The 17,451-nt window shown below is 66.1% G+C and carries 22 protein-coding genes; 10 read left to right on the forward strand and 12 right to left on the reverse strand.

What is annotated here, in order from left to right:
- Positions 1 to 2 precede the first annotated feature (2 nt).
- From C1926_RS00850 to msuE, 3 genes are read right to left on the reverse strand one after another with little or no spacing between them, the layout of a single operon-like run.
- Complete coding sequence (locus C1926_RS00850; protein WP_079224733.1) at positions 3 to 1,034, reverse strand: methionine synthase; 1,032 nt, start codon at positions 1,032 to 1,034, stop codon at positions 3 to 5.
- 43 nt (positions 1,035 to 1,077) lie between these two features.
- On the reverse strand, positions 1,078 to 2,055 hold the full coding sequence (locus C1926_RS00855; protein WP_108757955.1) for a DUF1852 domain-containing protein: 978 nt from the start codon (positions 2,053 to 2,055) through the stop codon (positions 1,078 to 1,080).
- 18 nt (positions 2,056 to 2,073) lie between these two features.
- On the reverse strand, positions 2,074 to 2,664 hold the full coding sequence (gene msuE, locus C1926_RS00860; RefSeq protein ID WP_108757956.1) for an FMN reductase: 591 nt from the start codon (positions 2,662 to 2,664) through the stop codon (positions 2,074 to 2,076).
- A 75-nt stretch (positions 2,665 to 2,739) separates the two neighbouring features.
- Here msuE and C1926_RS00865 point away from each other — a divergent pair, with 75 nt between their 5' ends.
- From C1926_RS00865 to C1926_RS00875, 3 genes are all read left to right on the forward strand, one after another.
- Entirely contained in the window at positions 2,740 to 3,651 is a 912-nt protein-coding gene (locus C1926_RS00865; RefSeq protein ID WP_108757957.1) for a LysR family transcriptional regulator, read from the forward strand.
- On the forward strand, positions 3,651 to 4,520 hold the full coding sequence (locus C1926_RS00870; protein WP_108757958.1) for a methylenetetrahydrofolate reductase: 870 nt from the start codon (positions 3,651 to 3,653) through the stop codon (positions 4,518 to 4,520). Before C1926_RS00865 ends, C1926_RS00870 begins: the two co-directional genes overlap by 1 nt.
- A 103-nt stretch (positions 4,521 to 4,623) precedes the next feature.
- Positions 4,624 to 5,403 carry an SDR family oxidoreductase gene (locus C1926_RS00875; protein WP_108757959.1) on the forward strand — a complete coding sequence of 260 codons (780 nt, stop codon included), beginning with the start codon at positions 4,624 to 4,626 and terminating at the stop codon, positions 5,401 to 5,403.
- A 79-nt stretch (positions 5,404 to 5,482) separates the two neighbouring features.
- Here C1926_RS00875 and C1926_RS00880 read toward each other — a convergent pair whose 3' ends face one another.
- The 3 genes from C1926_RS00880 to C1926_RS00890 all read right to left on the reverse strand — a co-directional run bounded on the left by C1926_RS00880 (position 5,483) and on the right by C1926_RS00890 (position 7,235).
- A complete protein-coding gene (locus tag C1926_RS00880; RefSeq protein WP_108760597.1) occupies positions 5,483 to 6,178 on the reverse strand; it encodes a L,D-transpeptidase in 696 nt (231 codons plus the stop codon).
- A gap of 120 nt (positions 6,179 to 6,298) precedes the next feature.
- The gene (locus C1926_RS00885; protein WP_079224744.1) at positions 6,299 to 6,565 is read right to left on the reverse strand and encodes a hypothetical protein; all 267 of its coding nucleotides are present in this window, start codon (positions 6,563 to 6,565) and stop codon (positions 6,299 to 6,301) included.
- A gap of 313 nt (positions 6,566 to 6,878) precedes the next feature.
- Complete coding sequence (locus C1926_RS00890; protein ID WP_108757960.1) at positions 6,879 to 7,235, reverse strand: hypothetical protein; 357 nt, start codon at positions 7,233 to 7,235, stop codon at positions 6,879 to 6,881.
- A 325-nt stretch (positions 7,236 to 7,560) separates the two neighbouring features.
- Here C1926_RS00890 and C1926_RS00895 point away from each other — a divergent pair, with 325 nt between their 5' ends.
- From C1926_RS00895 to C1926_RS00905, 3 genes are all read left to right on the forward strand, one after another.
- Positions 7,561 to 8,262, forward strand: a complete 702-nt coding sequence (locus C1926_RS00895; RefSeq protein WP_159095018.1) for a pentapeptide repeat-containing protein — start codon at positions 7,561 to 7,563, stop codon at positions 8,260 to 8,262.
- A 255-nt stretch (positions 8,263 to 8,517) separates the two neighbouring features.
- Complete coding sequence (locus C1926_RS00900; protein ID WP_108757962.1) at positions 8,518 to 9,714, forward strand: MFS transporter; 1,197 nt, start codon at positions 8,518 to 8,520, stop codon at positions 9,712 to 9,714.
- Between the two features lie 57 nt (positions 9,715 to 9,771).
- On the forward strand, positions 9,772 to 10,341 hold the full coding sequence (locus C1926_RS00905; RefSeq protein WP_108757963.1) for a DUF4291 domain-containing protein: 570 nt from the start codon (positions 9,772 to 9,774) through the stop codon (positions 10,339 to 10,341).
- Between the two features lie 10 nt (positions 10,342 to 10,351).
- Here the strand turns inward: C1926_RS00905 and C1926_RS00910 are convergent, their stop codons facing one another.
- On the reverse strand, positions 10,352 to 10,780 hold the full coding sequence (locus tag C1926_RS00910) for a hypothetical protein (protein ID WP_159095020.1): 429 nt from the start codon (positions 10,778 to 10,780) through the stop codon (positions 10,352 to 10,354).
- Between the two features lie 261 nt (positions 10,781 to 11,041).
- Between C1926_RS00910 and C1926_RS00915 the strand changes: the two genes are divergently transcribed.
- Positions 11,042 to 11,617 (forward strand): Ax21 family protein, encoded by a 576-nt coding sequence (locus C1926_RS00915; RefSeq protein WP_079224758.1) that lies wholly within the window; start codon positions 11,042 to 11,044, stop codon positions 11,615 to 11,617.
- Positions 11,618 to 11,826: 209 nt separating this feature from the next.
- Here the strand turns inward: C1926_RS00915 and C1926_RS00920 are convergent, their stop codons facing one another.
- The 4 genes from C1926_RS00920 to C1926_RS00935 form a co-directional block, all read right to left on the reverse strand.
- Positions 11,827 to 12,744: a DUF6624 domain-containing protein gene (locus C1926_RS00920; protein ID WP_254057354.1), complete on the reverse strand. Its 918-nt coding sequence runs from the start codon at positions 12,742 to 12,744 to the stop codon at positions 11,827 to 11,829.
- A 134-nt stretch (positions 12,745 to 12,878) separates the two neighbouring features.
- Positions 12,879 to 13,481 carry a hypothetical protein gene (locus C1926_RS00925; RefSeq protein ID WP_108757966.1) on the reverse strand — a complete coding sequence of 201 codons (603 nt, stop codon included), beginning with the start codon at positions 13,479 to 13,481 and terminating at the stop codon, positions 12,879 to 12,881.
- Positions 13,478 to 13,981, reverse strand: a complete 504-nt coding sequence (locus tag C1926_RS00930; protein WP_254057355.1) for a sigma-70 family RNA polymerase sigma factor — start codon at positions 13,979 to 13,981, stop codon at positions 13,478 to 13,480. The genes C1926_RS00925 and C1926_RS00930 overlap by 4 nt, the downstream gene beginning before the upstream one ends.
- A gap of 12 nt (positions 13,982 to 13,993) precedes the next feature.
- Positions 13,994 to 14,725: a hypothetical protein gene (locus C1926_RS00935; protein ID WP_108757967.1), complete on the reverse strand. Its 732-nt coding sequence runs from the start codon at positions 14,723 to 14,725 to the stop codon at positions 13,994 to 13,996.
- 161 nt (positions 14,726 to 14,886) lie between these two features.
- Between C1926_RS00935 and C1926_RS00940 the strand changes: the two genes are divergently transcribed.
- The 3 genes from C1926_RS00940 to C1926_RS00950 all read left to right on the forward strand — a co-directional run bounded on the left by C1926_RS00940 (position 14,887) and on the right by C1926_RS00950 (position 16,822).
- Positions 14,887 to 15,210 (forward strand): hypothetical protein, encoded by a 324-nt coding sequence (locus C1926_RS00940; RefSeq protein WP_108757968.1) that lies wholly within the window; start codon positions 14,887 to 14,889, stop codon positions 15,208 to 15,210.
- A 141-nt stretch (positions 15,211 to 15,351) separates the two neighbouring features.
- A complete protein-coding gene (locus C1926_RS00945) occupies positions 15,352 to 16,326 on the forward strand; it encodes a Dyp-type peroxidase (RefSeq protein ID WP_108757969.1) in 975 nt (324 codons plus the stop codon).
- A gap of 73 nt (positions 16,327 to 16,399) precedes the next feature.
- Positions 16,400 to 16,822: a hypothetical protein gene (locus tag C1926_RS00950; protein ID WP_108757970.1), complete on the forward strand. Its 423-nt coding sequence runs from the start codon at positions 16,400 to 16,402 to the stop codon at positions 16,820 to 16,822.
- 60 nt (positions 16,823 to 16,882) lie between these two features.
- Here C1926_RS00950 and pnuC read toward each other — a convergent pair whose 3' ends face one another.
- Positions 16,883 to 17,446 carry a nicotinamide riboside transporter PnuC gene (pnuC, locus tag C1926_RS00955; RefSeq protein WP_108760599.1) on the reverse strand — a complete coding sequence of 188 codons (564 nt, stop codon included), beginning with the start codon at positions 17,444 to 17,446 and terminating at the stop codon, positions 16,883 to 16,885.
- Between the last annotated feature and the right edge of the window lie 5 nt (positions 17,447 to 17,451).

The following is a 17,451-nucleotide window of genomic DNA, read 5'->3' on the forward strand; positions in this document are numbered from 1 at the left end:
CATCACCGCCCGGCCAGCTCCTCGCGCACGATCTGTGCGCCGGCACTGAGCGCACGCAGCTTGCCGCGTGCCACCTCACGCGACAGCGGCGCCATGCCGCAGTTGGTGCAGGGGTAGAGCTTGTCGGCATCGACGAACTGCAGCGCCTTGCGCAGGGTGTTGGCCACTTCTTCCGGCGTCTCCACCGTGCTGGACGCCACGTCGATGGCGCCCACCATTACCTTCTTGCCGCGCACCAGCTCGATCAGGTCGATGGGCACGTGCGAGTTGTGGCATTCCAGCGAGATGAGGTCGATGCTGGACTGCTGCAGCTTGGGGAAGGACTCTTCGTACTGGCGCCACTCCGAGCCCAGCGTCTGCTTCCAGTCGGTGTTGGCCTTGATGCCATAGCCGTAGCAGATGTGCACGGCGGTTTCGCACTTCAGCCCTTCGATCGCGCGCTCCAGGGTCGCCACGCCCCAGTCGTTCACCTCGTCGAAGAACACGTTGAAGGCGGGTTCGTCGAACTGGATGATGTCCACGCCTGCGGCTTCCAGCTCCTTCGCTTCCTCGTTGAGGATCTTCGCGAACTCCCAGGCCAGCTTTTCGCGGCTCTTGTAGTGCGCGTCGTACAGCGTGTCGATCATGGTCATCGGGCCAGGCAGCGCCCACTTGATCGGCTGTGCGGTCTGCCGGCGCAGGAACTTCGCATCCTCGACGAATACGGATTTCGGACGGCTGACCGCACCGACCACGGTCGGCACGCTGGCGTCGTAGCGGTTGCGGATGCGCACGGTCTCGCGCTTGTCGAAGTCGACGCCGTCGAGGTGTTCGATGAAGGTGGTGACGAAATGCTGCCGTGTCTGCTCGCCGTCGCTGACGATGTCGATGCCGGCGTGCTGCTGTTCCTGCAGGGACAGGCGCAGCGCGTCGTGCTTGCCTTCGGTCAGTGCTTCATCCTGCAGCTTCCAGGGCGACCAGAGCTTTTCGGGCTCGGCGAGCCAGGAGGGCTTGGGCAGGCTGCCGGCGGTGGAGGTGGGCAGTAGTTTCTTCATCGTGTGTGGGGTCTTGTGTCCTGGGGGAGGGAGATGCGATGGATCAGCGGGCAGCCCACTGCTCGAGCACGGCGCGGTAGGGCTTGATGAAGTGCTCTTCGGTGAACCTGCCCTGCTTGACCGCCAGCTGGCTGCGCTCTTCGCGGTCGTAGACGATGCGGGTGGACGAGTAGTCCTGGTGCTTCAGGCTGGGCTGGTAGACCTTGCCGGCCACCGAATTGGCGTTGTAGATCTCCGGGCGGTAGATCTTCTGGAACGCTTCCATGGTGCTGATGGTGCCGATCAGTTCCAGGTTCGAGTAATCGCCCAGCAGGTCGCCCTGGAAATAGAACGCCAGCGGCGCAACGCTGCCCGGCGGCATGAAGTAGCGCACCTGCAGGCCCATCTTGTCGAAGTACTGGTCGGTGGGCGAGAACTCGCCCTGGCGGTACTCCACGCCCAGGATGGGATGGTGGTTCTCGGTGCGGTGGTAGGTCTTGCTGCTGGACACGCTGATGCAGATCACCGGTGCCTTGCTGAAGTTGGCGCGGTAGGCATCCGATTCCAGGAAGTGCTTGAACAGCTTGCCGTGCAGGTCGCCGAAGCCTTCGGGAATGCCGAACGTCGCCTTGCCCTCGTTGCTGGCCGGCAGCACGACGCTGAAGTCGTAGTCGCGCACGTAGGACGAGAAATTGTTGCCGACGATGCCGTCGGTGCGCGTGCCGGTGTGCGTGTCGACGATGGTCGGGCGCAGCACTTCGATCAGCGGGAACGGGTCGCTGCCTTCATCGCCATCGACGTGCATCTCCACCGAGATGATGTCCAGCTCGACCGCGTAGCGATCCGCGCTGGGGTTGTCCCAGTGCGCCAGATCGTTGAAGCGGTTGTTGATCATGCCGATCGTGTTGCGCAGGTTCTCCTGGCGCGAGGCGCCGCGGGCCAGGTTGGCGAAGTTGGTGGTGATGCGCGTGCCGTCGGCCGGCTGGTAATCCTCGTTGAAGGGGATGCGGGTGATGCGGAAGGTGAAGGCGTCGGTGGTCATGGGCGGCGTTCCGGTTACTTAAAGGGCGTCGGCGGTTTCGGCGGGCACGGGCGCTGGGCGGTGGGACAGCGCCAGCAGGGGCAGGGCCCGCTGGACCGCCAGGCGCGCCCGCTGCAGCAGGGCCTCGTCGTGCACGCGGCCGTCGGCGAAATCCTTGTCGGTGGCGTAGACGCCCAGCGGCAGGGTGCGTGCCTGGAAGAAGCTGAAGAGCGGCCGCAGCTGGTGGTCGATCATCAGCGCGTGGCGCTCGCTGCCGCCGGTGGCAGCCAGCAGGGTGGGGGTGTCGACCAGCGCGTCCTGGTGGATGAAATCGAAGAAGTGCTTGAACAGGCCGGTGTACGAACCGCGGTAGACCGGGGTGGCGACCACCAGCACGTCGGCCTGCTCGACCGTGGCCAGGGCCTGCTCGGCGGCGGCGGGCAGCTGCGAGCGCCACAGGGCACCGGCCAGCTGCGGGGCCAAGTCACCCAGTTCGACCAGGTGCGGTTCGCTGGGCACGTGCTCGCCGATCAGGTCCAGCAGGTGCTCGCACAGGGTGGCGGCGCGCGAGGGGCGCTGCAGGCCACCGGAGACGGCGACGATACGGAGGGGGCGGTGGGGAGAAAGCATGACCCGATGCTAGTCAGCCCTTCCCATGACGTAAAATGGTTTTACTTCACACATCCATGAGTGGGATTCATCGACATGCTGGAACGAATCCACCTGAGCATCGTCCAGCAGGTCGAACTGCAGGGCTCGCTGACCGCCGCCGCCGGCGTGCTGAACCTGACCCAGTCGGCGCTGAGCCACAGCATGAAGAAGCTGGAGCAGCAGCTGGGCACCGATGTCTGGCTGCGCGAGGGCCGCAGCCTGCGCCTGACCCAGGCCGGCCAGTACCTGCTGGCGGTGGCCAACCGGGTGCTGCCGCAGCTGGACCTGGCCGAGGAACGGCTGGGCCAGTTCGCACAGGGCGAACGCGGTTCGCTGCGCATCGGCATGGAATGCCACCCCTGCTACCAGTGGCTGCTGAAGATCGTCTCGCCCTACCTGGCGTCGTGGCCTGACGTGGATGTGGACGTGAAGCAGAAGTTCCAGTTCGGTGGCATCGGTGCCCTGTTCGGCTACGAGATCGACCTGCTGGTGACGCCCGACCCGCTGTTGAAGCCGGGCCTGAAGTTCGTTCCCGTGTTCGATTACGAGCAGGTGCTGGTGGTGGCCAAGGACCACGCGCTGGCCAAGGCGGAGTACGTGAAGCCACGGCAGCTGACCCAGGAAGTGCTGATCAGCTACCCGGTGCCGTTCGAACGCCTGGACATCTACAACCAGTTCCTGCTGCCGGCCGGGGTCACCCCGCGCCGCCACAAGGCCATCGAAACCACCGACATCATGATGCAGATGGTGGCCAGCGGCCGCGGCGTGGCCGCCATGCCGCGCTGGCTGGTGGAGGAGTACGCGGCGCGCATGGACGTGGTGCCGGTGCGCCTGGGTGCCAAGGGCATCCCCAAGCAGATCTACCTGGGCGCGCGCGAGGCGGACACCGGCATCGACTACCTGCAGGCCTTCGTTGAACTGGCACGGGGCAGCTCGATCGCCGGCCCGCTGCGCGGGGCCAAGTGATGCCTGCAGCCACCACGCAGGCTGCACGCGCCTTCATCGATGCCTGTTCGCTGGAGGTGAGTGCGAAGGCCATGCCCGCGTTGCACGCCGAAGCAGCCCGCATCGCACCCGGCACGACCATTTCCATTCCTTACCTGGCCAGCGAGGACGACGACGCGCGGATTGCTGCCGCGCGCCGCGTGCGCGAACTGGGGCTGCAGCCGATGCCGCACCTGTCGGCGCGCCGCATCGGGTCGCTGGCAGCGCTCGAGCGGTTCATCGCGCGCGCGGTGAGCGAGGCCGGTGTCGAGCAGTGCCTGCTGGTTGCCGGTGATCTGGCCACGCCCGCCGGCCCGTTTGCCGATAGCGCGTCCCTCATCGACACCGGCCTGCTGGAACGCGCAGGCATCAAGGTGGTTGCCGTCGGCGGGCACCCGGAAGGCCATCCGGTGATGGGCGCTGACGAGCGCTGGCAGGTGCTGGAGCGCAAGTGCCAGGCCATCCAGGCGCGTGGCATGGCGCCGAAGATCATCACCCAGTTCGCCTTCGATGCCGACATCGTGCTGGCCTGGCTGGATACGCTGCGCGCGCGTGGCATCGGCCACCCGGTGCTGGTGGGTGTGCCCGGGCCGGCCAGCGTCAGCCGCTTGCTGCGCTATGCCGCGATGTGCGGCGTGGGTGCCAGCGCATCGATGCTGGCGCGGTATGGCATCTCGATCGGCCGGTTGCTGGGTACCGCCGGGCCGGATGTGTTCGTGGATCGCCTGGTAGGAGGCCTGACCGAAGCGCATGGGCAGGTCAGCCCGCACCTGTTCCCGTTCGGTGGCATCGCGCCGTCGCTGGACTGGGTGGCGCAGTACCGTGTGCGCGTGGGTGCTGGGCGGCATTGACACCGCGCAGGGTTCATCGAGCTTACGCAGTCGAAGCGCTATAAGTGAAGGCGAATCCGCCTGATCGTGGGCGGACGTTTTCATTGCAAGGAACACAGCGCAGATGAGCATCACCCTTTCCGAAACCATCGCCGTGGTCACCGGTGCGGCAGGCGGCATCGGCCGCGAAATCGTCAAGGCCCTGCACGCGGCCGGCGCAACGGTCATTGCCACCGACCTGCGCGACAGCGCGGAGATTGAAGGCGCGGCGGCCTACCTCAAGCACGATGTCACCAGCGAAGCCGACTGGCGCGCGGTCGAAGTGCTGCTGCGCGAGCGCTACGGGCGCCTGGATGTGCTGGTCAACAACGCCGGCTATTCCATCGTCGAGCGCTTCGAGGACACGACCCTCAGCCTGTTCCACAAGGTCAACGCCATCAACGTGGATTCGGCCATCATCGGCACGCAGGTGCTGCTGGAGTTGCTGAAGTTCGGTGGGAAGGCGCACGCCACCGGCGCATCGGTCATCAATATTTCCAGTGTCGGTGGCCTGCGCGGTGCGGCCTTCAACGCGGCGTACTGCACCAGCAAGGCGGCCATCCGCATGCTCAGCAAGTGCATGGGCGCCGAGTTCTCTGCGCTGGGCTACAACATCCGGGTCAATTCCGTGCACCCCGGTGGCATCGATACGCCGATGCTGGGGGCGATCATGGACCGCTACGTGGAACTGGGTGGCGTGGAATCGCGCGAAGCGGCCATCCAGGCACAGAACAAGGCACACCCGATCGGCCGCCTCGGCAAGCCGGAAGAAATCGCCGGTGGCGTGGTGTTCCTCGCCTCCTCGGCGGCCAGCTTCATGACCTGCGACGAGCTGGTGATCGACGGCGGCTTCAGTCAGGTCTGAATCAGCGAGGTCTGAACGAAGTTGCCATGGCGGACTGCGGTTCGCCATGGCAACGCTGCAATGCGGAGCGGGCAGGGACTTACTTGCTGGCCGAGCGCGAACCCTTCTCGTCGCTGTGCGCGGCATCGGCACGGCTCTGCGCAAACGCAGGGAAGGTCTTCTCGATCGAATCCTTGTCCGGCAGCACGTAGAACACGCCGCCCTTCTCGAACGTCGACTGCACCACCTGCTCGTAGAAACCGGGGCTGACATTGATGCAGCCATGGGTCACGCGGTTGTCGTCCGGCGTCGGCGTTGCCAGCCGCTGGGCGCGCTTCTCCTTTGGGGTGCCCGGCGGCAGCGGGTGCATCGAGACGGCGGAATCGTAGTCCACCCACAGCACGCGGCCGGCGTCGTCGGACGGGCCGTAGCCACCAATGAAGCGGCCCGCGGGCGTCGTGCGGTCGTGTCCTGGAATCGCGCTCAGCGCGACCTTGGCCACGTTCGGGGCGGAGTGATCGCCCTTGGCCGAACCAAACAGTGCGGGTGCAGCGCCGCGCAGCTTGCCGTCGCTGCCGAAGACCAGCACCTGTGCGGCGGCCTTGTCCATGATCGCGAACGGATAGCCCTGGCTGTCCTTGCTGGCGACCACCCAGCCGGCGAGTTCGATCACCGTCTCGGACACCTCCTGTCCTTCCGGCAGCTCATCGACGGCAGCCGTGGGTTGCGTAGCGGCATCCTTGGCGCCCTTGGCGCTGGCCACGCCGGTACCGGCCAGTGCCAGCGCAAGGGTCAGCGCGACGCAGGCGGTGCGGATTGCGGGGGATGTGTACGTACGGATGGCGCGATTCCTCGGATGAATACGGTGATTCAAGGGAACCAGTGGCCGGGGGAGACCACTGGTTCCCGGTTCAGCTTAGCCGCGCGGGGTGCGGCGGGGAGCGGATTCGAGCTGCTGCACGCGACCTTCGATCTGGTCCAGGCGCTGGTTGGCCTGCTGTGCGGACTGATTGGCGGACTCGGCGCTCTGCGCCGCGCCCTGGACCTTCACGTCAAGCGCGTCGAGGCGCGTGTTGACCTTCGCGAAGTCTTCTTTGTAGCTGGCGCACGCGCCGAGGCTGAGGGCAAGGATTGCCACGCCGAGGGGACGAGCGATCTTCAGGTGCTGCGTGGAAAGGGTCATTGCATTCCCTCCTTCGTCTGGGGAGTCTGGAATATAGCGGGCTTTTTGTTAGTTCCATGAATGCCTTTTCAGCTGCAGTTCGCGGACGTGCAGACGCTGTGAAGAGCGCGCAGTCATGTTCGATTCGCCGCGAATTCAGCTGTCTGCGATGCACATGTGCTAACGCCGATGACGCATGAATGAGTGGAGTGTTCGCTGCGCGATGCGATCGCACGGTGCAGATGCATCACTACGTGCGTGCTGCACAGCCGTTGTGCATTTGTGGCGAACAGAGGCCGCTGATAGCCTGATCAACTGCAATGATGTTGCTGCATCAATCAACGCGTCGAACGTATCGCCAGCACACTGCCAGTGCGGTCAGGAATGTCATCGGCAGCGACCACGCAATCCAGGTTGACAGCTGCCAGAACAGTGCCGGTCCGTGCAGGATGCGATCGTAGTACGAGGCGTCGAGCAGCACGAACCCATGCGGCAGGAACACGGTGATGATCGGCGTAGGCACCGGCGCTGCCAGCAGGGCGAACACGAAGGCGAGCAGCACGACGACAGCGGCCGAGCGGATGCCCTTGCGACGCAGGGCGCGAAGCGCGATATGGAGCGCAAGCGCAAACGGTGAAGCGAGTGCTGCCCAGAGCAGCAGCACACCGGCAAAGGCGAGGATGTGCGGCATGCCTGCTCCCAGGTGGTGTGACCGATCAGCGGGGTGGCGGTGCGACGGGGCAGGCGACCGCGCCTGTTTCACCCGCGCCACCGTTGTCGGTGAAGTCATCGTTCACGTCGATGATCGACAGGAGTGCCAGCCTTGCTGATGGGAACGCCACGTTGCCACTCATCCTTGATGGACCCGCACGAGGCGCAGCGTAGCGTGGCCGGTGGTGGCGGTACAGCAGGCGGCCCGTTTCCACTCGCCTGCTAGACTGTCCACCCCCTGCCTCATGGATGGATGCATGGCTGTCCAGCGCCTCAAGCCTCTGCCGAAGAAGGACATTGCAGCGTTGCGCGCGCGCTGGACCCCGGACCTCGTGCCGAACCTGTCCCATCCACGACGCAAGCATGACTGGCGCGACAAGACCATCAGCAACCGCCACTGGGAACCGTCGCCGTTCGGCACAACGGCCGATGGCCGGCTGGACTATCGCGGGTTTCCTTATCCGGTTCCGCATTACCAGAACCTGCAGTCCGTGGATCTTTCCCATGCCCAGGAGGGCGGCGGGGCGACCTTCCTGACCTACGCCGTCATGCAGGACTGCGATTTCACCGGTGCATCGCTGGGGAACGTTTCGGAAACGCTCATCCGTTGCTGCTTCAATCTGTGCGAGTTCATCCACGTCACACTCGGCGGCACGTTTGATGGGTGCAGCTTCGTGCAGGCAAAGCTGCGCAAGTGTGGGTCAACGGCCACCTTCACTCATTGCGATTTCCGCGATGCCAACCTGTCAGGCACGGATTTCTCGCGAGCGCGCTTCGTGCGCTGCATCTTCGATGGCGCCAGCTTCAAGGGGTGCGATCTGCACAAGGCGGTGTTCGTCGGGTGCCGGCCCAGCGAGGAGCAGCTGGCCGCCTGCTACGAGAACGGGGGCATCCGCTTCGAGGATGACACTGGCCAGCAGGTAAGCGTGGAGACGCCACCGGCAGCGGAAGATCCGGTGATCGAGGCGTGGGACCGGCTTGCGCAGCGGCTGGCGGACCGTTCCTAGGCATCGCCTCTTGGACATCGCTGCCCGCGCCCTTGGCGCGCGGGCGTTCCAGGGCCCCGGCCCACGTTTGCTATCATGCGCGCCAATGGCCGCCCGCCCGATGCTGATCGTGCGCCTGCGCATCCTCCTTCCTCGAAAGGGGACGCATCTGCGGCCATTCGCAGCGAAACCTTGCCCGGCCAGGCGCCGCCTGCCACCCGGGCCCCCGTACTGATCGAATAAGGAAGGCCGGCCGCATGCCTGCGGCCGTAATACATGAAATCACCTGCAACTTCGCGTCCCGGGTTGATCCCGGTGCTGGCCCTTCTGCTGGTCGGCCTCAACCTGCGCCCGGTGCTGGCCGTGGTCAGCCTGCTCACCGATTCCATCCGTGCCAGCAACGGCATGAGTTTCGAACAGATCGGCTGGCTCACCAGCCTGCCGATGATGGCCATGGGCCTGATCGCCATGGCCGGCAGCCTGGTCTATCGCCTGGGTTATCGGCGCGGCGTGGCCATCGGCCTGGCGCTCACGGCGGCTTCGGCACTGGCCAAGCTGGCCTCGCATGAACCGCTGTGGCTGATGGGCTCCAGCGTGGCCGCAGGCCTGGGCATCGGCATCGTGCAGTCGCTCATTCCCGGCTACATCAAGACCCGCTTCCCGCACCGCGTCGACCTGCTGATGGGCCTGTACGTGAGCATGATCATGGGCGGCGCGGCACTGGCCGCCGCCAGCGCGTCGGCCCTGCTGCACTGGCTGGACTGGCAGGGCACGATGGCGTTCTGGGCGGTGCTGGCCATCGCCGGCATCGCGCTGTGGCTGCCCAACAGCAGGCATGCCGACGCACCGGCTGCCAGCGCGTCCGCCACCGCCGGCAAGCCAGTGGCCTTCCGGCCCTGGCAGCATGGACGCACGTGGTTGCTGGTCGCCCTGTTCTGCGTGTCCAGCAGCTGCTACACGCTGTGCCTGGCGTGGATCGCGCCGTACATGATGGAAGCGGGCGTGCGCGCGAACGAGGCCGGTTTCATGCTGGCGGCGTTGAGCCTGTCCGAGGTGGCCGGTGGCTTCCTCGTCTCCTGGCTGGCGCCGCGCTTCCGCGACCGCCGCGTGCTGCTGGCGCTGTTCCTGGCGGCCACCGCACTGACCTATGTGCTGATCGGCGTGGCGCCGATATATGCCCCGTGGCTGATGATGTGCCTGCTCGGCCTGTCGATCGGCGGCCTGTTCCCGATGACCCTGATCCTGGTGATGGACCACTGCAGCCAGCCGGCCAAGGCAGGCATCCTGGTGTCCTTCGTGCAGGGCGTGGGCTATCTGGTGGGTGGCGTGCTGCCCTTCGTGGCCGGTTCGATCCGCGACACCGTGGGCGACCTCAGCGTGGCGTGGGTGGCGATGGCCTGCGTGACGGCCGCGGCGCTGGTGCTGGCCGCGCGGGCAACCCCGGCCAGTGCGGAGCGCTTTGACGCGCGTTGATCGTGCATGATGCAGCGGCGTGGCGTCTGGCCACCCGCTGCCAGGGAAGGTGAATCAATGGATGGGTTGCCGGCGCGGCAGATCCGTGCGCAGTACGACGCGCGCGTGATCCGCGTGTACCAGGCCTACTCCGATGCCATCGCCGACAGTGCGCTGGAGCGGCAGACCTTTGTCTCTCCGCCGTTCAAGATGGAGCGGATGACGTGGATAAAGCCGTCCTTCCTCTGGATGATGTATCGCGCCGGATGGGGCGAGAAGGAGGAAGGCCAGAAGCGGATCCTGGCAATCGACATCCGTCGCGAAGGCTTCGAGTGGGCGCTGAGCCATGGCTGCGACAGCCGTGCCGAGCCCGGAATGGATGCGGCGGCGTGGGAGCAGCTCAAGGCCCGCTCCCCGGTGCGCATCCAATGGGATCCCGAACGCGATCTGCTGCTGCGGCCGCTGCCCCACCGCGCGATCCAGATGGGTCTCGGCAGGGAGGCGGTGCGTGCCTATGTCGATGAATGGATTCAAGGCATCACCGATGTGACGGCGCAGGCACATGCCATCCATGCGTTGGTGAAAGCGGGAAGGATGAAGGAAGCACAGTCCGCGTTGCCCCGCGAGCGGGCCTATCCTTGGGGTTAGGCGAAGCCGGTCAACCTTCGTAGAAGTAACGGCGGCGATCACGCGACCACTGCTCGATCTCCGCCTGTGAATCCTCGGGCAGGCACTCTTCGATGTAGTCAGCGGCTTCGTCGGCGCCTTGCTGTCGCAGGTACTCGATGGTCTGCCCGGCACCGGCGCCCACCATGTTCTCGACATCGAAGCCGCAGCCGGTATCCATGTTCAGATGCTTGGCGACCCACATCGACTCGACGTCGCGCAGGTCTGCAACATGGAACAGCAGATAGGCGCACCAGTAGAGGTTCTCGAAGTACTCCTGGTCGCCTTCGCTTTTCCTGTACTCCATCTCCCGGCGAAAGATCTCCTGCAGAAGCGGCTGATGCTGCTTCGCATCCTCCGGGAGGATGTTGCGAAGTGCCTGTTCCCGTGAAGAAGGGGAGTCGATATCAGCTTCTGTCATGGATAGAACCGGGCGGGAGACGGGCCAGCGGTGGATGCTAGCAGCGCGACCGGTGCTTTTCCCCGAGGGCATGGGGACATGGCGTCGCCACGGCCTCTACAGAGTTCCCTGAACAGCAACTTCATTCATGTACTGGTCAGTTCAATATTCAGGGTCGATTTCATCAGCAAACGGATAATTCACACCTGTCGACCGCCTCTTCTCTCTCCCTCTCCCGGGGAGGCGGCCGGCGAAACCAAAAATAATTAAAGGTGTGTCCCGATGAACAAGAATTCGCTGCTTGCCCTGGGTCTGCTGGCTGCCCTGCCGTTCGCTGCATCGGCTGCCGATGGCCTGTCGTACAACTACGTTGAAGGCGGTTACGTGAACACCGATGCCAAGGGCGGCGACGCCGATGGCTGGGGCGTCAAGGGCTCGGTTGCCGTGCACCCGAACTTCTCGGTCTTCGCTGATTACAGCAAGCAGGAAACCGACACCTTCAAGAACGACGTTGACCAGTGGCGCATCGGCGCCGGCTACAACTACGGCATCGCACCGAACACCGACCTGGTGGCTCGTGTTGCGTACCAGAAGTTCGACATGAAGCACGGCCTGGACTTCAACGGCTACTCCACCGAAGTGGGCCTGCGCACTGCATTTACCCCGAACCTGGAAGGCTACGCGCTGGCCGGCTACGAGGATTACAGCAAGAAGCACGGCATCAACCCGGAAGGCGAGTTCTACGGCCGCGTCGGCGCCACCGCCAAGTTCACCCCGAACTGGGGCCTGAGCGGCGAAGTGAAGCTGGCCAAGGCCGGCGACCGCGAGTGGTTCGTGGGCCCGCGCTTCACCTGGTAAGAACAGCAATGCAGTAAAAGCGTGTTACCGGCGTGTGCTCTCTCTCTCTCCCACACGCCACCGAAGCCCGGCCTTGCGCCGGGCTTCTTTTTTGTGCGCAGACCGCGCTCCAGTAGAGCCACGCCATGCGTGGCTGGTCCTCACACCGCTGGCGCAGTGCCCAGCCCAGCAGGCGCTGGCCAATGATGGCCCGCCGCCGGACCATAGGGTCAGTTCACGGGCTTGCCGTAACTTTCGGCGAGGATGGCCTTGTACTCGGCCAGTGACGGCAGGCCCATGGCGCTGCGCCGCGCGTCCAGGCCGGGCATGTCCTCGGTAGGGCGCAACTGCATCGCGCCGTCGTCGCCCTGCACGAACTGGCTGCCGTAGCGCTGCGGCTTGCCCTGCGCCACCAGCACGCGGTCGGTGAGCAGGGCCACGTCGGCACGGTCGGCCTCATCTGCCTTGGCGGCGTGTTCGATCAAGGGCAGCACCTGGGCCTGGAATCCAGGGTCCTGGTCGGCGTGCTGCACCAGCAGCCAGGCCGCCTTGGCGCCATCGCGGCCGACCTTCGAACGGGTTGGCCAGCCCTTCTCGGCGATCACGGTCTTCAGCCACTCCGCATTGGCCTTGGCCACGGGCAGGGTGCTCTTGAAGGCCTCGCCGCCGCCAGCCGCAATCGCCGCATGCTGCGCGGCCTGGTCACGCGCTTCACGGTCGAGCAGTTCCTTGCGCAACGGTTCGTCCATCTGTGCGGCACGCTGCTTCTGTATCGCTTCGGCCCGCGCCAGCATCTGTGGCCACGCCGGTTCGGCACGCAGGGCATTCAGGCCGGGGCGATCCTTGTGCAGCAGGTCGTCGAGGGGCAGGCGGTCCTGGCCCAGCAGCGCGACGACGTAGTCTATCGCTGCGGCGTGGTCGCCGGCGGCGGCGGTGCATTCGACCAGCAACAACTCGCCGCCGTCCGGGAAGCGCTCGCCCTTGTGGTACATCGCGCCGAGCGTATCGGCACAGCCTTTGGCGTCGTCGTCCTGATAGCGCTGCAGGGCCTCGAAGAACGAACCGGCTTCGGCCGCGTGGGCGCTGCCGGCCGCAGCCAGCAGTGCAAGCAGTGCCGGTGCCAGGCGGAATGCGTGGATGGATGCCATCGGGTCTTCCTCCATGAAGGGCGTTGCATGGGCAAGGCCATGCTGCCGTAGCCTGCAGTGTGCCAGTGTTCGCCGCTTTGGACGTAGCGCCGCGCCTTGCGTGGATGCTGCCCTCAGCCAGGCAAGGCCCGGCTCTACTGAAGCTGTGCTTCCAGCTCGGCCAGGCGACACAGCCGCCGCTGCCGGCGTCGACCAGCCCAGGCGCCGGCCAGTGCTGCCACCACGACGACCGCGCCGTTCAACCACAGGTTCAGCGCCAAGGTCTGGGGTGGCAGTGCACCTGGAACGCCGGGGCCGGCCTGCATTGCGGTGTGCGAGATCCACACGAGTCCGATCCAGACGGCCAGTGACAGCCAGATGTTGAGCCGCCAGATCCGCATCGAGATGCGCGCGCGCTGGCGCTCGAAAGCCAGCAGTGCGGCCGGCGCAAGACCGCGGCTACGCCATTGCCGGCGGCGCTGCACGAAAATCCAGCCAGCGAAGGCCAGTATGAACACGATCAGGCCCCAGAGCACCCCATGGGCGATCAGCTTGCGCGGGTCGAGCAGGGCGCGGATGCAGTTGCCCACGGCCGCGACGGTAACCAGCAGTTCCAGCGCAGACCGCAGGCGTATCCAGCGGCTGCGACGCTCGGCCTCGCGCTGCAGCGCGCCGACATCCACCGCAGGCACGTCGGGCTGCTGCTGCCACAGCGCCTGCAGGTCACTCCAATCGTCTCTGTCGGTTGCCGGTTTCATCGCGTCTCTCCCATACGTTCGCGCAGTTGCCGGCGTGCACGGCTAAGGCGCTGAGCAACGGTGTTCTCTTCCACCCCCAGCACCTGCCCGATCTCACGCTGTGAAAAGCCTTCCAGTGCCAGCAGCACCACCTGGCGCAGGCCCAGTGGAAGCTGACGCACTGCCTGCAGCAGACCGTCATGCTGCTGCGCACGTGCGGCCTGCTGCAGCGGATCGGCGTCGGGGTCCGGCAACTGTTCGTCCAGGCTGCTGACGCGGTGCCGCCGCTCGTTGGCCAGCGCATCCATCGCACGGTTGTGTGCCACCCGCGCAATGAATGCGCGCAACGTGCCTCCTTCGCCACGCCAGCGTGGCAGTGCCTGCCACAGCGCGATGCTGATCTCCTGCAGCAGATCGTCGCGGCGTGCGGGCTCGCGCGTGTAGCTGCCTGCCATGCGCGCAAGCATCGGCCAGTGCGTCTGCAGCACGACGGCAATATCGAGGGACTGCGTGTTACCCAACCGTGCCGCTCCTCAGCCGATGTCATCCGCGAAAGCGTCGCGGTAGACCCAATAGGATACGTAGCCAAGCAGCAGCAGGGGCAGCAACAGATACGGCTGGTACGGCAGGGCGAACAGCAGGACCGCGTTGAGCAGCAGGTAGGCACACAGCGGGCGCCAGGCTTCACGCAGGAGCCGCAGGTTATCGCGCAACGCCATCAGCACTGGCATGCCATCCAGCAGTGCACGCGGAACGGTGGTCAGCAGCAACATGGCCAGTGGCAAGCCGCTGGCCAGCACCACGGCGATCTGCAGGCGGCTGACCGTAGCAGCCACCACTGCACTATCGCCGAGGGCGAAGGCAGTGGCTGCCGTGGGACCTGCCAGCACACCGGCCATCGCGACCTGACCGGTGAAGACCAGTGCGGAGAGCAGCGCCAGCGTGATGGCGGTCGACGCATGTGCGCGCAGGTGGCGGCCTGCCTGTAGGGCCGCGAAGCGACCGCTGCGGACGAATGAGTCCAGCATCAGCAAGGACCACATCGACGACAGTGGCACGAGCAGTTTCGACAGTACGACGCCCGCCACCGGTACGCCGAACTGCAGCGCCATCTCCACCAGCATCGGCAGGAGTGCCAGCAGGAACAGGCGCAGCGGTGCCCGTCGCAGCATGCGCGCGCTGAGCAGGAGCCAGTGCAGCAGGCGCCGGCTTGGCCATGTGCGGTTCGGCTGGGCAGGGGCGGCAGTGATGTCCGTGCTGTGCATGTGCTCTCCAGGCAGGTGTGTTGAAGAGTGAAGACGCCACAGGCGAGAAAAACCTGACATCCATCCGCCGGGTGCTGTCCTGCGGCCTTGGTGGCGCTGGAAACTGCTCCGCTGAGGCCCCGGCGACGGCATACTGGCGCGGAGCCAGGGAGACGCCCCACATGGAACCGCCTGTATCCGCTTATGTGCAACGCGCCGATGGCAACGCCGTGCAGGTCTGCCTGCTGGACGAAGCCCTGCGCGCCGCGCTGCTGGCACTGGGCTTCAGTGGGCAGGGCGGGACGCTGCAGCGCGGGGTCGGCGACGATGACGAGAAGGCACGGCTGTTCACCGAACTGCGTGACTGCGGCATCGCTTTTTCGGACGGCCGCGAATGGTGCCCGGCCGAAGTCTTTGCCTGGCTGCGCGAGCGCGGCCTGTTGGCCGGCCCCTTCCTGCGTATCGCGTGGCAAGGGCCGGACCGGTTCGAGATCACCCGCGGATAATCGCGCGGCACCTGCGCGCGCGAGGCCGCATCTGTGCAGTGGCGAACTGAGAACCGCTCCGTCGTTTGCAGGGGTGTTCCGCTAGAATCGCCCGCACTTCGCCGCGCGCGATGCGCCCGCCCCACGCCAGCAGGATGTACCGTGAATTCCCAGCCCGCACCGATCACCGCCCTCAACCACACCCTCGACAACGAGCCGCAGCAGATCACCGCGCCGTTGACCCACTCGGCCGCGTTCCTGGTGCTGAAGGTGAAGGACGATGCCGGTTCCATCGCCAGGGTGCGCGAGGTGCTGGGCAGCAGCGATGACCTGATCAAGAACACCGCCATCCGCGATATCGAGCGCACCTTCACCTGCAACGTGGCCATCGGCCACCGCGTGTGGGCGCCGTTGGTGGGCACCGCGCCGCCGCGCGAGCTGAAGCCGTTCCGTGAGATCAAGGGCGCTGCGCATACTGCCGTGTCCACCCCGGGTGACCTGCTGTACCACGTGCGTGCGCGCACGATGGACCTGATCGTGGCCTTCGAGCGCAACCTGCTGATGGCCTTCGGTGATGCGGTGGAAACGGTCGACGATGTGGCCGGCTTCCGCTACTTCGATGGCCGTGACCTGCTGGACTTCGTCGATGGCACGGCCAACCCGGAAGGGCTGTCGCTGCCCGAAGCCACCATCGTCGGCGACGAAGACCCCGAGCATGCCGGCGGCAGTTACGTGGTGGTGCAGAAGTATCTGCACAACCTCGATGCCTGGCGCGCCCAGAAGACCGAGGCGCAGGAGGCCATCATCGGCCGCACCAAGCACGACAACATCGAACTGGACGATGCCCCGGCCGACGCGCAGAAATCGCACAAGACGCTCTGCACCATCGAGGATGCCGACGGCGAACACGAGATCCTGCGCGACAACATGCCCTTCGCCAACCCGGGCCGCGGCGAGTACGGCACCTACTTCATCGGTTACACGCGCCGCCTGTGGGTGATCGAGCAGATGCTCGAGCGCATGTTCATCGGCAACCCCGCGCCGCTGCACGACCGCATCCTGGATTTCTCCACCGCCACCACCGGCGTCACCTTCTTCGCGCCCTCGCGCAGGGTGCTGGCCGACCTGGGCGAGTAACCCACCACCGCCGCCATCGACCTGTCATCTGCCGCGACGACCATGGGCGGCTGGACGACAAGGACGGGCAGGCATGGCTTCTGCAGGCAAACGACCGGGTGCACGGCGCTGGTGGCGACCACTGGCATCCCTGCTGGGGCTGCTGGCGCTGGGCAGCGGCCCGGTGGCCGCACAGGAAGCGCCGGCACACTGGATGGCCTATGCCGCCGCGGTGGGCGGGCAGTTGCAGCAGCGCCTGCAGCAGCCCGGGGACCCGCACGTGCAGCGGGTACTGGAATGGATGCAGGCGCAGCCGGCGTCGGCCACCCCCGCGCCGCTGGTGGTCAGTGTGTGGATCGCGGGCGATGGCCGCATCTCGAAGCTGGAGTTCGACAGCCTGGGCGATGCCGGTGTTGATGCGGACCTGCGCACCACCCTGCAGGCCACGCCGCTGGCCGAGGCACCCCCGGCAGACATGCGCCAACCGCTGCGCCTGGGCCTGGCCCTGACCCAGTAGATCCACGCCACGCGTGGATGATCTTCTGATCAGCACGGATGCGCCAACCAAGGTTGGCGACTACCGAAGCTCCTGCTCGCGCGCCGCAGCGCTCCACGCGCGCAGGCCGAACACCGCCAGGCCCAGGAAGAACACGTACAGCGCCGCGGTCACGTGCAGCGACTTGAACAGGTACGTGCCCACGTAGACCACGTCCACCGCGATCCACACCCACCAGCACGCCACGTGGCGGCGCGCCTGCCACCATTGGCCGACCAGGCTGAGCGCGGTCAGCATCGCATCCAGCCACGGCAGCGCCGCATCGGTGAAGGTGTGCATGGCGGTGCCCAGGGCGATGCCACCGCACAGGCCGAGGGCCAGGTCGCGCAGCGCCTTGCCGCGCGCCAGCGGCACGATGCGGATGCTGCCCTCGTCGGCGGCATGCTGGCGCCAGTTGATCCAGCCATAGACCAGGAAGCCACCGAAGGCGACCTGCAGCAGCGTGTCCGAGTACAGCTTGGCCTCGGCGAACACCAGGCCATACAGCGCCACCGACAGCAGGCCCACCGGCCACGCCACCAGCCGCCGCCGGGCCATCAGCCAGACGCCGAGCACGCTGCACAGCGCTGCAGTCCACTCGAGCAGGACGC

The sequence above is a fragment of the Stenotrophomonas sp. ZAC14A_NAIMI4_1 genome (assembly GCF_003086915.1).
Lineage (GTDB): Bacteria > Pseudomonadota > Gammaproteobacteria > Xanthomonadales > Xanthomonadaceae > Stenotrophomonas.

Bases quoted from the DNA above. Each gene is read 5' to 3' on its own strand.
- C1926_RS00850 (WP_079224733.1), bottom strand. From the start codon at position 1,034: ATGAAGAAACTACTGCCCACCTCCACCGCCGGCAGCCTGCCCAAGCCC.
- C1926_RS00855 (WP_108757955.1), bottom strand. From the start codon at position 2,055: ATGACCACCGACGCCTTCACCTTCCGCATCACCCGCATCCCCTTCAAC.
- msuE (WP_108757956.1), bottom strand. From the start codon at position 2,664: ATGCTTTCTCCCCACCGCCCCCTCCGTATCGTCGCCGTCTCCGGTGGC.
- C1926_RS00865 (WP_108757957.1), top strand. From the start codon at position 2,740: ATGCTGGAACGAATCCACCTGAGCATCGTCCAGCAGGTCGAACTGCAG.
- C1926_RS00870 (WP_108757958.1), top strand. From the start codon at position 3,651: ATGCCTGCAGCCACCACGCAGGCTGCACGCGCCTTCATCGATGCCTGT.
- C1926_RS00875 (WP_108757959.1), top strand. From the start codon at position 4,624: ATGAGCATCACCCTTTCCGAAACCATCGCCGTGGTCACCGGTGCGGCA.
- C1926_RS00885 (WP_079224744.1), bottom strand. From the start codon at position 6,565: ATGACCCTTTCCACGCAGCACCTGAAGATCGCTCGTCCCCTCGGCGTG.
- C1926_RS00890 (WP_108757960.1), bottom strand. From the start codon at position 7,235: ATGCCGCACATCCTCGCCTTTGCCGGTGTGCTGCTGCTCTGGGCAGCA.
- C1926_RS00900 (WP_108757962.1), top strand. From the start codon at position 8,518: ATGAAATCACCTGCAACTTCGCGTCCCGGGTTGATCCCGGTGCTGGCC.
- C1926_RS00905 (WP_108757963.1), top strand. From the start codon at position 9,772: ATGGATGGGTTGCCGGCGCGGCAGATCCGTGCGCAGTACGACGCGCGC.
- C1926_RS00910 (WP_159095020.1), bottom strand. From the start codon at position 10,780: ATGACAGAAGCTGATATCGACTCCCCTTCTTCACGGGAACAGGCACTT.
- C1926_RS00915 (WP_079224758.1), top strand. From the start codon at position 11,042: ATGAACAAGAATTCGCTGCTTGCCCTGGGTCTGCTGGCTGCCCTGCCG.
- C1926_RS00920 (WP_254057354.1), bottom strand. From the start codon at position 12,744: ATGGCATCCATCCACGCATTCCGCCTGGCACCGGCACTGCTTGCACTG.
- C1926_RS00925 (WP_108757966.1), bottom strand. From the start codon at position 13,481: ATGAAACCGGCAACCGACAGAGACGATTGGAGTGACCTGCAGGCGCTG.
- C1926_RS00935 (WP_108757967.1), bottom strand. From the start codon at position 14,725: ATGCACAGCACGGACATCACTGCCGCCCCTGCCCAGCCGAACCGCACA.
- C1926_RS00940 (WP_108757968.1), top strand. From the start codon at position 14,887: ATGGAACCGCCTGTATCCGCTTATGTGCAACGCGCCGATGGCAACGCC.
- C1926_RS00950 (WP_108757970.1), top strand. From the start codon at position 16,400: ATGGCTTCTGCAGGCAAACGACCGGGTGCACGGCGCTGGTGGCGACCA.